The sequence below is a fragment of the Sandarakinorhabdus glacialis genome, assembly GCF_014643455.1.
Lineage (GTDB): Bacteria > Pseudomonadota > Alphaproteobacteria > Sphingomonadales > Sphingomonadaceae > Sandarakinorhabdus > Sandarakinorhabdus glacialis.
The window spans coordinates 279780-299093 of the sequence record NZ_BMJM01000004.1; the positions used below are offsets into that span (position 1 = coordinate 279780).

General features: G+C 66.8%; 16 protein-coding genes. 7 read left to right on the forward strand and 9 right to left on the reverse strand.

Translation table 11 applies throughout. The features are described 5' to 3' along the window. Positions 1-46: 46 nt before the first annotated feature. On the reverse strand, positions 47-2911 hold the full coding sequence (locus IEW98_RS07940) for a TonB-dependent receptor domain-containing protein (protein WP_188762387.1): 2865 nt from the start codon (positions 2909-2911) through the stop codon (positions 47-49). A 132-nt stretch (positions 2912-3043) separates the two neighbouring features. After that, the gene (locus IEW98_RS07945; RefSeq protein WP_188762388.1) at positions 3044-3619 is read right to left on the reverse strand and encodes a DUF2141 domain-containing protein; all 576 of its coding nucleotides are present in this window, start codon (positions 3617-3619) and stop codon (positions 3044-3046) included. A gap of 146 nt (positions 3620-3765) precedes the next feature. On the opposite strand from IEW98_RS07945, the gene IEW98_RS07950 reads away from it, so the two are divergent. The 5 genes from IEW98_RS07950 (at position 3766) to IEW98_RS07970 (ending at position 9451) form a co-directional block, all read left to right on the forward strand. Then, on the forward strand, positions 3766-4989 hold the full coding sequence (locus IEW98_RS07950) for an LptF/LptG family permease (RefSeq protein WP_243450637.1): 1224 nt from the start codon (positions 3766-3768) through the stop codon (positions 4987-4989). A gap of 4 nt (positions 4990-4993) precedes the next feature. Further along, positions 4994-6082, forward strand: a complete 1089-nt coding sequence (lptG, locus tag IEW98_RS07955; RefSeq protein WP_188762390.1) for an LPS export ABC transporter permease LptG — start codon at positions 4994-4996, stop codon at positions 6080-6082. A gap of 74 nt (positions 6083-6156) precedes the next feature. Continuing rightward, positions 6157-7293 carry an N-acetyltransferase gene (locus IEW98_RS07960; RefSeq protein ID WP_188762391.1) on the forward strand — a complete coding sequence of 379 codons (1137 nt, stop codon included), beginning with the start codon at positions 6157-6159 and terminating at the stop codon, positions 7291-7293. A gap of 45 nt (positions 7294-7338) precedes the next feature. Continuing rightward, on the forward strand, positions 7339-8310 hold the full coding sequence (locus IEW98_RS07965; protein WP_188762392.1) for a 2-hydroxyacid dehydrogenase: 972 nt from the start codon (positions 7339-7341) through the stop codon (positions 8308-8310). A gap of 109 nt (positions 8311-8419) precedes the next feature. Then, positions 8420-9451: an LLM class flavin-dependent oxidoreductase gene (locus tag IEW98_RS07970; protein ID WP_188762393.1), complete on the forward strand. Its 1032-nt coding sequence runs from the start codon at positions 8420-8422 to the stop codon at positions 9449-9451. A 4-nt stretch (positions 9452-9455) separates the two neighbouring features. Here IEW98_RS07970 and hemA read toward each other — a convergent pair whose 3' ends face one another. Then, positions 9456-10676, reverse strand: coding sequence for a 5-aminolevulinate synthase (gene hemA, locus IEW98_RS07975; RefSeq protein ID WP_188762394.1), 1221 nt, complete (start codon positions 10674-10676; stop codon positions 9456-9458). A gap of 514 nt (positions 10677-11190) precedes the next feature. Here hemA and IEW98_RS07980 point away from each other — a divergent pair. Continuing rightward, a complete protein-coding gene (locus tag IEW98_RS07980; protein ID WP_188762395.1) occupies positions 11191-12033 on the forward strand; it encodes a helix-turn-helix domain-containing protein in 843 nt (280 codons plus the stop codon). A gap of 69 nt (positions 12034-12102) precedes the next feature. Here IEW98_RS07980 and purH read toward each other — a convergent pair whose 3' ends face one another. From purH to IEW98_RS08010, 6 genes are read right to left on the reverse strand one after another with little or no spacing between them, the layout of a single operon-like run. Next, positions 12103-13692 carry a bifunctional phosphoribosylaminoimidazolecarboxamide formyltransferase/IMP cyclohydrolase gene (purH, locus tag IEW98_RS07985; RefSeq protein ID WP_188762396.1) on the reverse strand — a complete coding sequence of 530 codons (1590 nt, stop codon included), beginning with the start codon at positions 13690-13692 and terminating at the stop codon, positions 12103-12105. Positions 13693-13702: 10 nt separating this feature from the next. Further along, positions 13703-15472, reverse strand: coding sequence for a heparinase II/III family protein (locus tag IEW98_RS07990; protein ID WP_188762397.1), 1770 nt, complete (start codon positions 15470-15472; stop codon positions 13703-13705). Beyond that, entirely contained in the window at positions 15473-16132 is a 660-nt protein-coding gene (gene rpe / locus IEW98_RS07995; RefSeq protein WP_188762398.1) for a ribulose-phosphate 3-epimerase, read from the reverse strand. A gap of 47 nt (positions 16133-16179) precedes the next feature. After that, positions 16180-16845, reverse strand: coding sequence for a YoaK family protein (locus tag IEW98_RS08000; protein ID WP_188762399.1), 666 nt, complete (start codon positions 16843-16845; stop codon positions 16180-16182). A 6-nt stretch (positions 16846-16851) separates the two neighbouring features. Then, a complete protein-coding gene (locus IEW98_RS08005; protein ID WP_371870760.1) occupies positions 16852-18174 on the reverse strand; it encodes an RsmB/NOP family class I SAM-dependent RNA methyltransferase in 1323 nt (440 codons plus the stop codon). Next, positions 18155-18982, reverse strand: coding sequence for an SDR family NAD(P)-dependent oxidoreductase (locus IEW98_RS08010; RefSeq protein ID WP_188762400.1), 828 nt, complete (start codon positions 18980-18982; stop codon positions 18155-18157). The genes IEW98_RS08005 and IEW98_RS08010 overlap by 20 nt, the downstream gene beginning before the upstream one ends. Positions 18983-19069: 87 nt before the next feature. Between IEW98_RS08010 and IEW98_RS08015 the strand changes: the two genes are divergently transcribed. Beyond that, positions 19070-19213, forward strand: coding sequence for a DUF1674 domain-containing protein (locus IEW98_RS08015; protein WP_188762401.1), 144 nt, complete (start codon positions 19070-19072; stop codon positions 19211-19213). Positions 19214-19314 lie beyond the last annotated feature (101 nt).

Sequence of the window (19314 nt, forward strand, 5' to 3'; positions counted from 1 at the left end):
GGCGGTGTCGAATCCGGGGCGAGGGGATGCCTCGCCCCGGCAAATGCTACATCTTGTAGCTGATGCGCAGGTAACCGAACTGGCCTGGGACATCGTAGGTGGTGGGGTCGAAGTTGGGGCCGGTGCAGCTGAAGCAGGCTGGTGGATCGACGTTGAAGACGTTGTTGACGCCGATGGTGAAGGCCAGCCGGCTCTCGAGGAACGACGGCGTGTAGCTAAGCTGGATGTCGGTGTAGAAAGTGCTGTCGAGCTTCTTCCCGTCGGCTTCCTCGACGGCGTCGATGTAGCGGCCGGTTACCGATGCACCGAAATCGGCAATCGTCCAGTCGATGACGCCGGTGCCCTTGAACTTGGCATACGACTGATCGGGGAAACCGCGGGTCAGGCCGCGATAGTCAGTGGTGGTGAAGCCCGTCTGGGCGGGCACGGTCTCGGTATATTCGAGCAGGAAGTTGCCGTTGAGCGACAGGCCGAAGATGCCCGCCGAGGTCTGCTGCGAGCGATAGTTGATCGTCGCATCGATGCCGCTGGTCTGGATCTCGCCGATATTCTGGAGAAGGCCGTTGACCCGGCTGATAAGGCCGTTGGGGGTGCGGGCGATCGAGCCGCAGCTGAGCGCGTCGCCGGAATTGGCGCAGCGGGCCAGCGTGATGGCGGCGTCGATGGGCGCGATCGCGCCTTCGACCTTGATGTCGTAGTAGTTGGCTTCGAAGGTCAGGTTGCTAGCGAAACCACTGTCACGCGCCCAGGTCGGGCTGAACACGGCACCGAACAACAGCGTCTTGGAGGTTTCCGGGTCGAGCGCACTGTTGCCGCCGGTGGTCACCGAGACCTGGCCGCCGTTGGGTTCCTGGTAGCTGCCGTTGGCCGGCACGCCGTTGGCGATGCAATTGGCGCGGACTGTGGCCGAGGTCTGCCACGGCGAACCGGGGACATTGGTGCACGGATCGTCGATCGGGGCGTCGCTGCGCGAGGCGGCACCGAACAATTCGCCGATGCTGGGGGCGCGGAAGCCGGTGGCGTACGAACCGCGCAGCAGCAGTTGCTCGACGGGCTTCCACAGGACGCTGCCGGTGTAGGTCGTGCTGGCCTTGCTGGTCGAATAATCGGCGTAGCGGATGGCGCCGCTGACATCGAGCGCGTGGAAGAACGGCGTGTCCTTCAACAGCGGCACGCGGATTTCGCCATAGACTTCATCGGAGTTGTACGAACCGCGCGCCGGCAGCGACGGGATGTCCGAGCCAAGGCCGGCGGCGATGATCGGATCGGGATCATAGCTGCCGAACTGGTAGCGGTGCTCATAGCCGACGGCGAAGCCAATCGGCCCGGCGGGAAGGTCGAACAGGTCGCCGGACAGGTTGGCGGTGTAATCCTGCAGTTCCTGCTTGCTGCGGCTGCGCTCGTCAAAGGTGACATAGGCGAGCATGGCCGGCGTTACCGAGCCGACGCCGCCGAAGATGTTGAAGGGCACGCAGCCGCCGGTGCAGTTGGCGACGGGGCCGAGCGCGGTGGCCAGCTTGGCAGCGTTGACGTTGCCGGTGAACAGCTGGCGGGCGTCGTTGAAGGCGACGACGGCGGTGGCATCCCAATACCATTTGCGCGTCCCGACATCGAATGAGCCGTCGAAGCCGCCGGTCAGCGACATCGTGTTGACCTCCTGCGAGTAGGTGCGCTGGCCGGCTTCGACGAGGCGGCGCCGGACGGTGGAGTAGTTGGCGGGGGCCTCGCCGGGCTTGCCGGCCGACAGGGTCACGCCGAACGGGTTGAACGGGTTGGTGGCGTCGATCGAGATGATGTCGAGCAGATTGCCGTTGCCGGCATCGGGGCCGACAAACAATGGCAGGAAGGCCGCCTGATTCTGCGAATTGCGGCGGTTATACAGCGCCTTGACGCGGAAGTTGACGTTTTCGCCGAGCTCCTGCTTGGCGCTGATCCAGCCGCCATAGCGTTCGGACGGCGTCAGGAAATAGTTGAGCGGCGCGAAGTTGAAGCGATCGGCGGCGGTCAGCCGTTTGAAGTCGCTGTTGGGGCCGGTCGGGTCGAGCGGATCGTAGCGCGGGCGACCTGCAACCGGTGCCTTCAGCGTCAGATTAGGACCGCCAAGCACCGAGAAGAAGCCGTTGGGAGTCGCGCTGGAACAGCCGCCGATCGGATCGGCGCAGCTTGTCTGGCCCGGGTTCGGAAAGCGCGAGGTGTCACGATCCGCAGTGCGGACGGCGTCCTGCTTCACATAGTTGGCGCCGAAGACGACGCTCGTGGTCGGCCCCTTGATGCCGTAGCTGGCGCTGTAATCCTGGGTATGGCCGTCGCCCTGGCGGAAGGTGCCGAACTGGGCGGCGGCCTGCAGGCCTTCCTGTGATGATTTGGTGATCAGGTTGACGACGCCGGCCAGGGCATCGGAACCATAAAGCGGCGACTGGCCGGACTGGAGCACTTCGATGCGCTCGATCATGTTGGCCGGGATGGTATTGAGATCGACCGTCGACGGAATGCCGCTGGCGCTCGAGCCGTTGACGAAGCGGATACCATCGACAAGGACCAGGGTGCGCTTGGCGCCGAGGTAGCGCAGGTCGATCTGCGACGAGCCGGCGCCGACGCCGCCGCCATCGGGCGGATTGCCGATGTTGCCGCTGTTATTGACCTTGGTGTTGAGGCCGCCGGCGGCGCTGGGCAGGCGCTGGAGAATGTCGGCGACCGAGGACAGGCCGGTGCGTGCGATCGACGCCTGGTCGAGGACGATGACCGGCGCGCTCTGCGACAGGGGATCCTGGCGGATGCGCGAGCCGGTGACGATGATGGCTTCGGATTCGCCATCGGGGACGACGACGGGCGAGACCGATTGCGCCGCGGCGCCCGTGGCCATCAAGGCGGCGAAGGTGACTCCGGCCGCCAAAGTCGATTTGAAACGCATTGCCCACTCCCCGGCTATTGAAGGGGCATGTTTTGCCAAATAGGACGGTTGCGCAAACACTCTTGTGCGCTGCGACATGGTTTCAGGAACAGTGAAGCAAAATTGTCACAATGTCGGTGGCTGGGCCAGGGGTCAGTCCAGCGGCTTCACCGATAGCCCGCGGCGATAGTTCAGGACGATACGGACGGGGGTAACGCCGGCGCCGAAGGGGATGACGGTGTCGAACGGGGCGGGCTTGGCGAGCTTCAACCGGGGATTGCCGGTGAAGCCGATGCCGTCGGACCAGATCGACAGCTTCCCGTTGGTGTCGCGGTCGTGGAGCGCGACGATGACATAGCTGCCGGGGCCGGGGAGTGACAGGCAGACCGTCATGCCGCCCGAAGCGGTCATTGGGACGTCGTGGCGCTGGAGATATTTGCCGGATTCGAGATATTCGCCGTCCTTGCCGGTGTAGTCCTGGATGCGCAGTTGGCCATCGCGGTCCTTGAAGCCGTGGACGGTGACCAGCGCCGCCGTGCCTGTCGCGCCGGGACGGCAGGCGGCGGCTTCGGGGCCGAGGACGGGGTGGTGCGCTGCCCCCGCCGGCTGGGCGAGCGCTGCCGCTGCGGACAGGGAGACGAAGAGCGCCGACGCCAGGGCTGTCGATACCCGTGCTGCCGACGCCCGTCCAGCCGACAGGGGGGCCGCCGACAATCGCGAATATGCCATGACCTGATTGTTTCACCGGGCTATAGGGGTGGGGAACTGCCGGGTGATAGCCATTACCGGGTGGTTGCAATATGGTGAAGGCTTGCGGCGAAACTTGGGCGCGGCAGTGTCGACATCAAGGGACTGGATTGTTCGCCGCCTTGATCGTGCTTGCCCGTTTTGATCGCTACCTCGCGCGGTTGATCATCGTGCCCTTGCTGGCATCGCTGGTTATCGCCGCGATGCTGCTGCTGCTCGATCGCATGTTGCGGCTGTTCGATTTCGTCATGAACGAAGGCGGCCCGGTCAGCGTCGTATGGCGGATGCTCGGCAATCTGCTGCCGGAATATCTGTCGCTCGGGATCCCGATCGGCGTGATGATGGGCATATTGATGGCGTTCCGCAAACTCGCGACGACCTCGGAGCTCGATGCGCTGCGGGCGGTGGGGATCAGCTATAACCGGCTGCTGCGGGTGCCGATGCTGATCGCGCTGCTGTTCGCCTGCATCAATTTCGGCATTGTCGGGTTCCTGCAGCCGGTGTCGCGCTATGCCTATGAAAATTTGCGTTTCGAGCTGCGATCGGGAGCGCTGGGGGCGTCGATCAAGGTCGGCGAATTCGCCGTGCTGGGCAAGGGCATCACGCTGCGCGTCGAGGAAAGCAAGAACCAGGGCGCCGATCTGCGCGGGCTGTTCGTGCGCGCCGCCGGCAAGAACGGCGAAAGCGTCGCGGTGACCGCAGCAAGCGGCACGTTCCTGTCGACCGACGATCCCGACGTCATCCTGCTGCGGCTGCGCAACGGCACGCTGGTGCACAATGCCAATCCGGCGGGCGTGCCGCGGGTGCTGACCTTCGTCCAGCACGACCTGCCGGTGAATTTGCCCACGATGGGAGCCTTTCGGAAACGCGGCGAGGGCAATCTGGAAAAGACACTGCCCGAACTGGGACGGATGATGTTCGACGCCGAGGCGACCCCCGAGGCGCGGCGCGATGCCAGCGCGACATTCAACCGGCGGCTGGTGCAGTGCCTGGTGATGTTCGTGCTGCCCTTCCTCGCGGTGGCGCTGGGGGTGCCGCCCAAGCGCAGCACGTCGGCGCTGGGGGTGTTCATCGCGCTCATCGGGCTGGTGACCTTCCACAAGATGACCGAATATGGCGAGCGGATGGGCAGCCTGGGGCGGGTCGATCCGGTGCTGGCGCAGTGGCTGCCGTTTGCGGTGTTCATCGCCGCGTCGCTGTGGCTGTACCGGACGCTGGCCTATGTGCCGGGCGGCCAGCCGATTGGTGCGCTCGATCGCTGGGCGGCCAAGGTCGGCACGGTGCTGCGCGGCTTTGCAGCGCGCGTGGTGAAGCGCGAGAACTGGCGCGACGACGCCCTGTCGGCGGGTTAGGCCGATGCGCATGTTCCCGTCCAACACGATTGCCTGGTACACGGCGAAGATGTTCGTCGTGCGATCGGCGGCGTTCCTGATCGGGCTGATCGTCATCCTCGAATCACTCGACCTGCTCGGCGAATCGGGAAAGATCCTGGCGGCGGCGGGCAATGGCGAGGCCGAGCTATGGACCTATGTCAGCCTGCGCGTGCCGCAGCTGGTGCAGCTGTTCCTGCCGTTCTCGGTGCTGCTGGCGACGCTGGTGACGCTGGCGACGCTCAACCAGAACAGCGAAGTGGTGATCTTCAAGGCAGCCGGGATTTCGGCGCATCAGATCCTGGCGCCGTTGTTCATCGCGGCGTTCGTCATCGCGGTCGGCAATTTCGCCTTCAACGAGGCCGTAACGACGCGGGCGACAGCGCAGCTGAAGGCGTGGCAGGACAATGAATATCGGCGCACCCCGGCGGCATCGACGCCGGTGCAGGAGAGCTGGGTGAGGGGCGGCGACGACCTGTTCCGGGCGACGAGCGTGGCGGGTGTCGGCGATGCGACCTTGCTCAAGGGCGTCACCATTTACGACCGGGTCGACAACAGGCTGGTGCGCATCGTCATGGCCGATACGGCGCAGCCGGTGGCGGACGGCTGGCGGCTGGCCAATGCGCGCAGCTTCGACGTGGCGAGCGGGACGGTAAAGACGGCGCCGACGCTCGATTTCGCCAGCGTGGTGGTGCCGCGCCAGTTCACCACGACGAGCATCAACCCGGCGTTCCTGCCGCTGTGGGAATTGCGCCCGCAGATCGCCGAGCAGCGCGCCGCGGGCAAGCCAGTGGATACGCTGGTGGCGGCGGCTTGGCACAAGATCTCGGGGCCGCTATCCACGGTGCTGATGCCGTTGCTGGGGGCGGTAGCGGCGTTCGGGCTGGCGCGGTCGGGGCGGTTGTTCGTGCGCGCGGTGATCGGCATGTTCCTGGGGTTTGCATTCTTCGTCGCCGACAACTTCATGCTGGCGATGGGAAATTTTGGCGCCGTGCCGCCGGTGATGGCGGCCTGGGCGCCGTTCGTGCTGTTCCTGCTGATCGGCGAAGCGGTGTTGATTCGTACCGAGGAATGAGCCCCGCCCCGAAGTGGCCCATTTTGGCCGCAATGGGCCGGTAGCGCTGCGGATTGCGCATCGGGGACGTGGGAATGTTGAAAATCATCGCGGTCGAGAGCGCCGCCGACAGGGTGCGGTTCGTCGAACTGCCTTACCGCCTGTACGCCAACGACCCCAATTTCGTGCCGCCGCTGCGGGCCGAGGTCCATGCATTGATCGGCGGCATCAAGGGCAATCCCTGGTTCGAGCACGGCCGCGCGGTCATGTGGCTGGCCGAGGAGGGCGGCGATGTCGTCGGGCGGATTTCGGCGCAGGTCGACACGCTCGTGCTCGAATATATGGGCGCCGGTACCGGGCATTGGGGGATGTTCGAATGTGTCGACGACCAGATTGTCGCCGATGCGCTGCTGCAGACCGCCGAGGACTGGCTGCGCGGCGAAGGCATGACGCGGGCGCAGGGGCCGTTCAGCCTGTCGATCTGGGACGAGCCGGGGTTGCTCGTCGATGGCTTTGGGCAACCGCCAACGGTGATGATGGGGCATCACCTGCCCTATTACCGGCGGCTGATCGAGGCGCGCGGCTATGTCGGCGTCAAGGACATGCACACCTGGGGGCTGTCGATCGACAAGCCGTTTCCCGAGATCGTCCAGCGCATCGTCGCGGCAAGCGAGCGCAACTCCAAGCTGGTGACGCGGCGGGTCGACAAGTCGCGCTTTGCCGAGGAAGCGGCGCTGATCCTCGACATACTGAACGATGCCTGGTCGACCAATTGGGGCTTCGTGCCATTGACGCCGGCCGAGGTTGCCCATGTCGGCAAGAAGCTGAAGGCGATCGTTTATGAAGACCTGATCCGGATCGCCGAATATGAGGGGGTACCGGTGGGGTTCCTGATCTCGCTGCCCGATATCAACGAGTTGACGCGCGATCTGGGCGGCCGGCTATTCCCGTTCGGCTGGGCGAAACTCTTGTGGCGACTGCGCAAACCACAGGTCAAGCGGCTGCGGGTGCCGCTGATGGGCATTCGGAAAAGCCTGCAGGGACACCGGGTGGCGTCGTTGATGGCGTTCCAGATGATCGAATATATCCGCCGCGATGCAGTCGAGAAGTTCGGCGCGATCGAAGGCGAGATCGGCTGGATACTCGACGACAATGGCCCGATGCGATCGATTGCCGATGCCATCGAGAGCAAGGTGACGCGGACCTACCGGATATACGAGCGGTCGTTGTAAAGCGCTGGCTGGCCGACCCGGCGACCCGGCGGCTATACAGGCGGCATGAGCCAGCCCGAGATACTGATCGCCGCGCCGATGCTCCCGGTCGTCATGGACGCGCTGGCGGCGCGATTCCGTGTCCACCACCTGTGGGAACAGCCCGACAAGGCGGCGTTCCTGGATGAAACGGGACTGCGAATTCGCGGCCTTGCCGTCAGCACCCTGTTCGGGCGCGTCGATGCCGCGCTGCTCGACCGGCTGCCGGGGCTCGAGATCATTGCCAGCTTCGGCGTAGGCTATGACAATGTCGACGCAGCAGGCGCGGCGGCGCGCGGCGTCATCGTCACCAACACGCCGGGCGTCCTCGACGAGGAAGTCGCCGACCTGACGCTGGGGCTGTTGCTGGCAACCTTGCGGCAGATTCCGCAGGCCGATCGCTATCTGCGCGAAGGCCGCTGGACCGAGCGGTCGTTTCCCCTGTCCGCCACCCTGCGCGGACGCCGCGTCGGCATCATCGGGCTGGGCCGCATCGGCAAGGCGGTGGCGCGGCGGCTGGCGGCGTTCGATGTCGAAGTCGCCTATCATGGGCGGTCGCGGCAGCCCGGCGCCCACTATGCCTTTCACGCCACCGCGATCGAACTCGCCGCTGCGTCGGACGTGCTGATCGTGCTGGCCCCCGGCGGCCCGGCGACGAGCCATATCGTGGACGCCGCGGTGCTGGCGGCGCTCGGTCCCGGCGGCGTGCTGGTCAACGTCTCGCGCGGCAGTCTGGTCGACCAGCCGGCGCTGATTGCCGCGCTGCAGACCGGCGTCATCCTCGCCGCCGGCCTCGACGTCTATGACGACGAGCCCCGCGTTCCGGCGGCCTTGATCGCACTGCCCAACACGGTGCTGTTGCCGCATATCGGATCGGGGTCGTTCGCCACCCGCAACGCCATGGGCAGTCTCGTGGCCGACAATCTCATCGCCTGGTTCGAGACTGGCCGCCCGCTGACCCCCGTTGCCGAGACGGCGCATTTGTCGCCGGCCAGCTGATAGGCTGGCTTGTCGGGGCGATGGAAACGCCGCGCCCGGTCTATCCCGCCGAGGCATGGCGATAGTCGGAGCACGCGCCTATATCCCGGGTCAACCTCGGGTAGATCCTATGACCGCCTTGTCCATTCTCGATCTTGTTCGCGTCACCGAAACCACCGATGCGCGCGGCGCCATCGACAACGCCCGCGACCTTGCGCGCCATGCCGAAAACTGGGGCTACCAGCGCTTCTGGGTCGCCGAGCACCACAACATGGCCGGCATTGCCAGCGCGGCGACATCGATCGTGCTGTCGCATATCGCCGCCGGCACCAGCACCATTCGCGTCGGTGCCGGCGGCATCATGCTGCCCAACCACGCGCCGATCATCATCGCCGAACAGTTCGGCACGTTGGCAAGGCTATATCCCGGCCGCATCGACCTCGGCCTTGGCCGCGCGCCGGGCACCGACCAGCTGACGGTGCGCGCGCTGCGCCGGACGCTGACTGATGCCGATGATTTCCCGCGCGACGTGCTCGAGCTGCAGGCCTATTTCCAGCCGGTGCAGCCGGGCCAGCGTGTCCAGGCCGTGCCCGCCGCGGGCACCGACGTACCGCTGTGGATTCTCGGTTCGAGCACCTATGGCGCGCAACTGGCAGCCGAATTCGGCCTGCCCTATGCGTTCGCCTCGCATTTCGCCCCCGACCTGCTTCTGCCGGCGCTGCAAATCTATCGCGCGCGCTTCAAGCCTTCGGCGCAACTGGCGCGGCCGCACACTATGGTCGGCGTCAACATCGTCGCGGCCGAGACCGATGCCGCGGCGCGCCGGTTGGCGACCACCCAGCAGATGTCGTTCGCCAATATCTTCCGCGGCGCGCGCACCCTCAGCCAGCCGCCGATCGACGATATCGAAACCTACTGGACGCCGATCGAAAAGGCCCAGGCCGGCGGCATGCTGGCGCGGTCGATCGTCGGCTCGCCGGAAACCGTCCGTGACGGGTTGCGGGCATTGATCGCCGAGACCGGTGCCGACGAGCTGATGATCGTCTCCGATGTCTATGACCACCGCGAGCGGCTGCGGTCGTTCGAGCTGATCGCGGCGGCCGGGAGCGAGCTCGCTACCGAGCGCGCACCCGGCACAAGGCACGCCGAATCGATCGTCTAGCGGGTCAGGCGGCCGCCTCGATGCGGTGAAGCGCGCACTGGCCCCAGATATCGCTGAGCGCCTTCACCAGCCGGTCGATATCGTCGTCCGAGTGCACCGGGCCGGGGGTGATTCGCAGCCGCTCGGTGCCGACGGGGACGGTCGGATAGTTGATCGGCTGCACATAGATGCCATGATTTTCCATCAGCCAGTCGCTGATCATCTTGGCCTTCTTGGCGTCGCCGACCATCACCGGGATGATGTGGCTGGGGTTCTCGATTTGCGGGATGCCCATCGCGCGCAGCGCCGAGCGCACCTTGGCGACGCGCTCCTGCTGGCGCTTGCGCTCGAACGGCGAGGCCTTGAGATGCCGGACGCTGGCCAACGCACCGGCGGCGATCGCCGGCGGCAGCGCGGTGGTGAAAATGAACCCCGAGGCAAAGCTGCGAACGAAATCGCACATCGCACGTGACCCGGCGATATAGCCGCCGACGACACCGAACGCCTTGCCGAGCGTCCCCTCGATGACCGTCAACCGGTCCATCAGGCCCTCGCGTTCGGCGACGCCGCCGCCGCGCGGCCCATACATGCCGACGGCATGGACTTCGTCGATATAGGTCATGGCGCCGTGCTTTTCGGCGACCTCGATGATGTCCTTGATGGGGGCGATGTCGCCGTCCATCGAATACACGCTCTCGAACGCCACCAGCTTGGGGCGGCCGGGTTCGACCGATGACAACAGCCGGTCGAGGTCCTCGACGTCGTTGTGGCGGAACTTCAGGCACTCGGCGCGGCTGTGGCGGATGCCCTCGATCATCGAGGCATGGTTGAGCGCATCGGACAGCACGACGCAGTTCGGCAGCTTGGCCGCCAGCGTGCCGAGCGCTGCCCAGTTCGAGACATAGCCCGAGGTGAACAGCAGCGCGTCTTCCTTGCCGTGCAGGTCGGCGAGCTCGATCTCGAGCTGGCGATGGACGTGCATGGTGCCCGATATGTTGCGCGTGCCGCCGGCGCCGGCGCCCGAACGGTCGAGCTCGTCGTGCATCGCCTCGATGACGGCAGGGTGCTGGCCCATGCCGAGATAGTCGTTGGAGCACCAGACGGTGACTTCCTGCGTGCCGGTGTCGGTGTGGCGCGTGGCGCGCGGATACTGGCCCTTGTGGCGCTGCAATTCGGCAAAGACGCGGTAATTTCCGCGTTCCTTGAGGCCGTCGAGCGCGGCCTGGAAGTGGGCTTCGTAATCCATTCTGGTCTCCACGCCCCTCATGCCCCGCCGGTTCCGCAGCGGCAAGAGTAGCCGTTCTGAATAACGCGCGTCGTGCTGATCGATTCTACCGCTCACAGGCCGGCATACGCACCGGCGAGCAACGCCATATCCTGTCGCGGACCAACAATAAAGCCATACTCAAGAATCAAGCGCAGGGCGCGCCGCGCGAACCGTCGCAGTCGGGTCGGAGGCTGGTCGAGTCGATTTGCTGCAATTGGCCAGGACTCGACGCCGTCCAACGTCGTTTTGTCGGAAACTTACAATCTTTTCGTTTGGCCCCCGACTACTACGGCAATGCGACCCGAAGGGAGCGTCGTCAGGGCGATCGGTCCTCACCACGCATCTCTTACTAACGGCCCGGAGCAGGCTTTCCTGCCCGGGCCGCTTTTTTATGGAGGCTATCCCCATGCGCTGCCCCAAAACATGGGTGTTGCCTGTAACAAATCTAGTCGATACACTGTCGATATAATCGCGTCGCAAGGGGCAACGTCCCGTGGTCAGTATTCGCTATTTCGCTCCTTCACCGGAGCTCAGGCCGTATCTTTCCTCCTATTACTGGTTCGAATCGAACCTGCCGGTTTTTAGCGACATGATGCGTGCCGAACTCCCGCAGATTCGCATTGCGACGGTCGGCTCTGCGTATAATTACTACGCGAACGGCAAGGTTCGCCGCGCGACCCAAGCCATGCTGCAAGGACCGACCAGCGGCCATGTCCGTTTCGTCGCGAATGGCCCGTTGCACCTGTTCGGCGTCGGCCTGCTGCCGCAAGGCTGGGCCGAGCTTATCGGTGAACCCGCCGATCGCCTCGCCGATGACGCGGTCGACCTGACCGACGTCGTCGGCAATTGCGCCGACGAGGTCGTCGCCAACATGGCAATTGCCTGCGACGACGCCGCCCGCGTCCGTGCCGCCGACGCTTTTTTCCTCTGCCTGCTCGCCCGCGCCCGCAAGTCGCCGCTGTGGTTTACCCGCATGACCGACCAATGGCTGACGGGCACCGCCAACCCCGATGTCGACGCCCTCGTCCGCGCGTCGGGCATGTCGGCGCGCTCGGTCGAACGCATGGCCAAGCGCATCTACGGCGCCTCGCCGAAACTGCTGGCGCGCAAATACCGCGCCCTCGGCGCCGCCGTCCGGATCGGCAACGCCGAGGCCGACAATTGGGCCGATCTCGGCGCCGGCTTCTACGACCAGTCGCACTTCATCCGCGAATTCAAGACCTTCGTCGGCATGACCCCATCGCGTTTCCAGGACGAAGCGGCGCCGGTGACAAAGCTCACCATCGCCCGGAAAAAACTGATGCCCGACATGGCCCGGTTGGCGCTCTATAGCTAAGGGCCTCCGGCGAGCATCAGGGCCTCCGGCGGCTGGGGCCGCAGGCCCCAGACCCCATTCATCCGATTATCAGTGTCGGAAATGCCGCATCCCGGTGAACGCCATCGCCAGGCCGCGCTCGTCCGCCGCTGCGATGACATCCGCATCGCGAATCGACCCGCCCGGCTGGATGATCGCCGTCGCCCCGGCCTCGGCCGCCGAGATCAGGCCGTCGGCGAACGGGAAAAACGCGTCCGACGCCACGGCGCTGCCGATCGTCCGCGCCTCCGGCCAACCCGCCGTCCGCGCCGCATCGCCGGCCTTTACTGCCGCGATTCGCGTCGAATCGAGCCGGCTCATCTGCCCGGCGCCGATACCCGCTGTCGCGCCGTCCTTCGCATAGACGATGGCGTTCGATTTCACGTGCCGCGCCACGGTCCAGGCGAACAGCATGTCGGCCCATTCGGCCTCGGTCGGCGCGCGCTTCGTCACCACCCGGCAATCGCCGCGAGAAACCGCGCCGTTGTCGCGTGACTGCACCAGCATGCCGCCGCCGATCTGGCGCAGCGTCAACCCTGGCCGCCGCGGATCGGGCAATTCGCCGGTCAGCAACAGCCGCAGATTCTTCTTGGCCGCAAACACCGCCAGCGCGTCGCCATCGGCATCCGGCGCGATCACCACCTCGGTGAAGATGCCGGCGATCGCTTCCGCGGTCGGGCCATCGAGCCGGCCGTTGACGGCGATGATCCCGCCGAACGCCGAAACCGGGTCGCAATCGAACGCCGCTCTGTACGCCTCCGCCAGCGTCGTTCCCGTCGCGACGCCGCACGGATTGGCATGCTTGATGATCGCACACGCCGGCCCGCTGTCGCGAAATTCGGCGATCAGCTCGAGCGCGCCATCGGCATCGTTGAGATTATTGTAGCTGAGTTCCTTGCCCTGCACCTGGCGCGCCGCTGCGACGCCGCGCGCGCCGGTCTGCGGCAAATACAGCGCCGCCGACTGGTGCGGGTTCTCGCCATAACGCAGCGTGTCGGCCCGCGTCAGCGCCACCGGCAGCACCGCCGGGAACTGCTCGCCCTGGTCGGCAAAGGCGAACCAGCTTGCGACCGCGGCGTCATAGGCCGCGGTATGGGCGAACGCTGCTGCCGCCAGCCGCTTGCGCAGCGCGAGGTCGGTCGCGCCGTCATTGGCATTGAGCGCCGCGATCAGTTCGGCATACTGGCCGGGATCGGTCAGGATCGCCACGTCGCCGTGGTTTTTCGCCGACGACCGCACCATCGCCGGGCCGCCGATATCGATATTCTCGATGATCTCGTCCCGCGCCGCGCCCTTCGCCACCGTCGCTGCGAACGGGTAGAGATTGATCACCGCAAGGTCGATCGGCACGATGCCGTTGTCGGCCATCGCCGCCACATGCGCCGCGTCGCCGCGCAGCGCCAGCAGGCCGCCATGGACCCGCGGGTGCAGCGTCTTGACCCGGCCGTCCATCATCTCGGGGCTGCCGGTCAATTCGGCGACATCGCGCACGTCATGGCCGTAACCGCGCAGTGCCGCCGCCGTGCCGCCGGTCGAAACCAGCTCGACGCCGTGCCGCACCAATGCCGCCGCCAGTGCTTCCAGCCCGCTCTTGTCGCTCACCGACAGCAGGGCCCGGCGAATTACTACAGTGTCACTCATCTTCGTCTCTCTATTTGCCGGCGCGCCGAAAGCTCCAGCCGATGCTGGCCGCCGCCTTGTCGGTACGGCCGGATATCACCAGTTGCTGGGTCTTGTGAACCGTGCCGGCCGGATCGATCCACAGCGACGGCTCGATCGTCACCGCCCCGCTGCGCGTCTTCATCGCCCAGACGCGGCCCAGCGGCAGCTTGAGCAGCGCGCCCGCGCCATCCGCCGTCGGTGTCGCCGCAACCCCCGGCCCGAGGTGGAACCGCACGGCGAAATCGCGCTCCGGACGGCGCTGGAATCCCGATTTGGGCGCCGGCTCGATGACGTCCTCGCCGCGCAGGTCCTGGCCATCGGGCGACAGGAACAGCCGCCGCGCCACCATCATGCCGAATCGCCGCGCATAGCCGTCGTGCCCGGCCTCGAGCCACTGGCCCTGCTCGCTGCCGCGCACCTGGCACGTCACTTCCTCGACGCCGACCCCGAGCGCGCCCACCTCGCCCGTGCCGGTACCCGCATCGCGGATGCGCGTGCTGTTGGTATCGGCGATGGTCAGCGTCGAATGCGCCGATGTCGTCCGCAGGCCCGCCGCCAGCGCCGGCGACAACGGCACCAGCAAACCCCGGCTGCCACCGCAATTGGTGATCACCCGCTCGGACCCGTCGCTCAATTCGAACGCCAGCGTCCCGGCATGGCCGCCTGCCGCGACGCGCGCGAGCGGCGGTGGTCCCGCATCGACGACGACAATTGTTTTCGCCGCCGACAGCCGGTGATAGCCCGACCAGCGCCCGCCGCGGGTCAGCGCCGCGCCGGTGGCGGATCGCTTCGCCAGCATGTCCAGCCGTGCCGGCGCCATCGCCGCGCCGCCGTGCCACGCCCCGACAATGCCGTCGCCAAGTGCCAGCCCGCGCAAATTGGGCACCAGTCGCGACAGCGTATTGGCAAACAATGGCGGCGCCCGCAGCGACACCGCCGGGCAGCAGCCGGCCGCGAACAACAGCAGTTCCGCCAGCGCCTGCGCATCGACCGGCGCCCGCGTCGCGATGCCGCCATCGGGCAACACCAGCGCGCCCAGCAGATTGTCCAGCCCGGCCATGGCCCTGGCGGTCCGCGCCTCGCCGCCCGGAATCAGCACGCCGGCGGCATATAGCCCGGCCAGCGCCCAGGCCTTGGGCATCCCGTCGGGCAACCGGAACGCCGCCCGGTCGAGATGCCGCGCCCAGGTCGCCAGCGCCGAAAGCACCGCCGACCGATAAACCTGGTCGCTCGACGACAGGATCAGCGGCGCATGCCCAAGCGCGAACAGCAATCGCCGGCCGGTGACATCGGCACGCCAGGCATCGGCGTTGAAATCGCCGAACTGCGCCAGCCAGCATTTCACGATCGGTTCCGCGACCGCCGCGCCGGCCTTGCGATCGGAAGTGTGCGCCGCGAGGTCGCGCAGCCAGTCCCAGCCATTGGCCCAGTCGCGCCACGCGGCGCCGTGCGCCCGCTCGGTGAAATCGATGGCGCGCACCATCACCGTCTGCCCGGCATGGACCATCCGCCCCGCCGCAATCCGTTCGCCGACGCCCGCGTCGCCCGGCACCGGATCCTCCGGGACCCCGAGCAATTTCAGCGGGAAGCGCCCGCGCAGTCGCAACCGGTGCAGCGGCGTCGCATACAGCGAAGCACTGACCCGCGCCGCCAACCGTTCCGACAGCGACAGTCCGTGCCCGCCGCCGACGCGCAACAGGCGCCCGCCGTCGTCCCCGGTGTCGAAATCGTCGTCCGGCGGATCTGCGCGCTTGGCCATTTATCCGCGCAGGCCGGCGATATTGGCGGCATACTGGCCGGGGCCACCCTTGAACGTCGCGGTGCCGGCAACCAGCACATCGGCGCCCGCCGAAATCGCCGCGACCGCGGTGACCTGGTCGATGCCGCCGTCGACCTGCAGGTCGATCACCTTGCCGGTCTTGTCGATTGCCTTGCGGATCGCCTCGATCTTGCGCAATTGGCTGTCGATGAAGCTTTGCCCGCCGAACCCCGGGTTGACGCTCATCACCAGCACCAGGTCGATATCCTCGAGCACATAGTCGAGCATCTTGGCCGGCGTCGCGGGGTTGAGCGACACGCCCGCCTTCTTGCCCAGCCCCTTGATGCGCTGGATCGAGCGGTGCAGATGCGGTCCCGCCTCGGGGTGGACGGTCAATATATCGGCCCCCGCGTCGGCGAACGCATCGAGATACGGGTCGGCCGGCGAGATCATCAAATGGACGTCCATGACCAGCGACGTGTGCGGCCGGATCGCCTTGACCACCATCGGGCCTATCGTGATGTTGGGCACGAAATGCCCGTCCATGACATCGACATGGATATAATCGGCGCCGGCGGCCTCGAGGGCGCGGATCTCCTCGCCCAATCGGGAAAAATCGGCCGACAGGATGGAGGGAGCGATGCGGACGGCTTGTTGCATCCGGATGCTCTAGCAGCGCCGGCCACCGCCGGGTAGGGCCGCTGCGCCTAAATCGGCTCGTCGACCGCGAGCGCGTCTTCTCTGCCGCCCGGCAAGGCGCGAGCGTACAGGGTCAGCGCCAGCATCACGCCGCTCGCGACCCACAAGGCGCGCGATCCGATCGCCATCTGGGTGATGCCGCCGAGCATGGCGCCTGCCACCATGCCGAGGAACAGCGTCGCCGGTGCCACCCACCCCAGCCGGTCGCCGCCGAGGATGGCGGTGGCGATGCGCTTGCCGACCCGGACCAGCGCCCCGGTCATATAGGTCAGGCCGACCTTCACCTCGCCGTTTTCGGCAAAGACCGTATTCTTGGCGCCCATGCTCGCCGCCAGCACCAGTACGGCGGGCACCATCAGGCCCAGCTCGAGACCGAGCGCCGCCACGGCCAGCATCCCCGTCACCAGCCACAGCACGCCGGCGCGCTGGCGTTTGCCGGCGGCGCGGCCGACGAGCGATCCGGCGACCACACCGCCGACGAAGGCGGTGATCAGGCCGGCACCCAGCGCCAGATTGCCGAGGCGCCCGGCCAGCCCCAGCCCGACCTTGGTGACGTTGCCGCTCATGAACGACACGAACAGCCCGCCCGATGTCAGCCACCCGACCGCGTCGACAAAGCCTGCATTCGCCGAAAGCATGGCGGCAAACAATCGCGTCCGCCGATCTTCAAGCATGGCTGTTCACGCCAGTTTGCGAAACCGCGAGATGAAAAACCCGTCCATGCCGCCTTCGTTCTCGAGCATTCCCGGCAACGTCCGCAGCCAGCCATCAGCGGTCGCCTCGAGCCCCAGCGGCAGTTCGTCCGCCGCGAACGGCGTCCGCGGCAGCGTCGCCACCACCCGCTCGGCGACCCGCTCGCCCTCGCGCGGATCGAGCGAGCAGGTGGCGTAAACCAGCGTCCCGCCCGGCTTCAGCCACGCCGCCGCCCGCCGCAGCAACGCCGCCTGCAACAACGTCAGCGGCGTCAGGTCGCGCGAGCCCTTCAGATGCAGCACATCGGGGTGCCGCCGAAAAATCCCCGTCGCCGAACACGGCGCATCGAGCAAAATCCGGTCGAACAGCCGCCCCGGCTCCCAGCGCAGCGCGTCGCCGACCACCAGTGTCGCCGACAGCCTCGTCCGCGCCAGATTCTCGCGCACCCGTTCGAGCCGCGCCTCCGACACATCGACCGCCGTCACCTCGGCCCCCAGCGCCGCCAATTGCAACGTCTTGCCGCCCGGCGCCGCGCACAGGTCGAGCACCGATTCGCCCGCCTGCGCCCCCAGCAATCGCACCGGCAGGCTCGCCGCCACATCCTGCACCCACCAGGCACCCTCGGCGAACCCCGGCCATTCGGTCAGGGCCCCGCCCAGCTCCTTGTGACGCCGCACCCGCACATGCCCCGGCAGCAGCGAAACCCCGCCCAGCGCCTCGGCCCATTTCGCCGTCTCGGCCGGATCGCGCAGCGTCAAATCGGTCGCCGGCTCCTCGGCCAGCGATCGCGCCGCCGCCTCGGCCACTTCCGGACCCCAATCCATCGCCCAGCGGATCGCGAACAGATCCGGCAGATGCGGCACTTCGGGCAGGATCGCCTCGCCGCGCATCAGATTGCCGAGCACGCCATGCACCAGCCGCCGCGGGCCACCCTCGACCAGCGGCAACGCCGTCGCTACCGCGGCGTGCTGCGGCGTGCCCAGCTTCAGCCAGCCCGCCAGCGCGATCCGCAGCACCATCCGCGCCCGTGCATCGTCGGGCAACGGCTTTGGCGTCGCCGAATCGATCAGCGCATCGAGGTCGGGCAACCAGCGGAGCACCGTCGACGCCAGATGCCGCGCCAGCGCGCGATCATTGGCCATGGTGATGCCATCGAGGCTCGAATCGATCGCCAGTTCCAGGGGCGACCCGCGCCCGAGCACCGCCATCAACAGCCGCAACGCCCCCTTACGCGCCGGCACGCCTTGCGTCGCCTGGACCGGCTTTTCCTTCTGCGCCCGGGGTTCGAAACTAGCGATTACCGCCTCCAATGAATGCGCCGATGCGCTTGAAATAATTGACCGGAAACAGCCGCGTCATCAAGTCGATGAATCGCGCATCGGACCCGATCAGCACCCGGTGCTGCCGCTTTTCCATGCCCGCGACGATGATCGCAGCTGCCTGCTGGGGCGTCGTCTTTGCCGCTTTCTCGAATTCCGCGGCAAAATCAAGGTCCGTCCGTTGTCCCGGCATGCCGGCAATGCGCTTCGAATTCCGCGCCACATTGGTGCTGACACCGCCCGGATGCACCCGGATGACGCAGATGTTCGGGTCGGTCACCCCCAGTTCGAGATACAGCGCCTCGGTCAGGCCGCGCACGGCATATTTCGAGGCATTATAAGCACTTTGCGTCGGATAACCCATCATCCCGAACACCGACGAGATATTCACCAGCCACGCCCGGTCAGCTTTCCGCAGATGCGGAATCGCCGCCCGGCAACCCTCCACAACCCCGCCGAAATTCACCGCCATCACCCGGTTGAAATCCTCGCGCGGACAATCGGCGAACGGCGCCACCACGGACAGTCCGGCATTGTTGATGATCCCGTCGAGCCGCCCGAATTCGGCCGCCGCCCCATCGACCCACGCCGCCAGCGCCGCCGTATCGGTTACATCGAGCACCGTCACGCTAGCCGGCCGATTGCCCAGCAACCGCTTCGTCTCGGCCAGCCCCACAGCATCCATGTCGGCGAGCGCCAGCACCGCGCCCTTGCCCGCCAGGTCGATCGCCAGCGCCCGCCCGATGCCGCTACCGGCGCCGGTCACCGCGATCACCCTGTCCTCGAACGATCCTGCCACGATGCCGCTGCCCCTTCCGCCGGCGTCCAAGCACGCCTATTCTGTCCGCCACCTAGCGCACCCGCGCCTATTCCGGAAATTCATCTGATGACCGACGAAAAACCCGTGGAGCCGGTAAAGCCCGAAACCCCGCCCCCTGCGCCCGAACCAAAGGAAGTCGGAGGCCGCCCCGGTCTCGACCCCGTCCGCTACGGCGACTGGGAAAAAGGCGGTATCGCCGTCGATTTCTGACGCCCTGGCCGCTGTTGCGTCGGCGCCGACAACCGCGAGCCCCCCCACGCCGAAAAGGCTGGTGTGTCATTACGGACCGCTCCGCTATAGGCAGGCGGCGC

Coding starts and splice junctions, on each gene's coding strand:
- lptG (WP_188762390.1), top strand. CDS start 4,994: ATGCGCATGTTCCCGTCCAACACGATTGCCTGGTACACGGCGAAGATG.
- IEW98_RS07960 (WP_188762391.1), top strand. CDS start 6,157: ATGTTGAAAATCATCGCGGTCGAGAGCGCCGCCGACAGGGTGCGGTTC.
- IEW98_RS07940 (WP_188762387.1), bottom strand. CDS start 2,911: ATGCGTTTCAAATCGACTTTGGCGGCCGGAGTCACCTTCGCCGCCTTG.
- IEW98_RS07945 (WP_188762388.1), bottom strand. CDS start 3,619: ATGGCATATTCGCGATTGTCGGCGGCCCCCCTGTCGGCTGGACGGGCG.
- IEW98_RS08015 (WP_188762401.1), top strand. CDS start 19,070: ATGACCGACGAAAAACCCGTGGAGCCGGTAAAGCCCGAAACCCCGCCC.
- IEW98_RS07965 (WP_188762392.1), top strand. CDS start 7,339: ATGAGCCAGCCCGAGATACTGATCGCCGCGCCGATGCTCCCGGTCGTC.
- purH (WP_188762396.1), bottom strand. CDS start 13,692: ATGAGTGACACTGTAGTAATTCGCCGGGCCCTGCTGTCGGTGAGCGAC.
- hemA (WP_188762394.1), bottom strand. CDS start 10,676: ATGGATTACGAAGCCCACTTCCAGGCCGCGCTCGACGGCCTCAAGGAA.
- rpe (WP_188762398.1), bottom strand. CDS start 16,132: ATGCAACAAGCCGTCCGCATCGCTCCCTCCATCCTGTCGGCCGATTTT.
- IEW98_RS07990 (WP_188762397.1), bottom strand. CDS start 15,472: ATGGCCAAGCGCGCAGATCCGCCGGACGACGATTTCGACACCGGGGAC.
- IEW98_RS07970 (WP_188762393.1), top strand. CDS start 8,420: ATGACCGCCTTGTCCATTCTCGATCTTGTTCGCGTCACCGAAACCACC.
- IEW98_RS08000 (WP_188762399.1), bottom strand. CDS start 16,845: ATGCTTGAAGATCGGCGGACGCGATTGTTTGCCGCCATGCTTTCGGCG.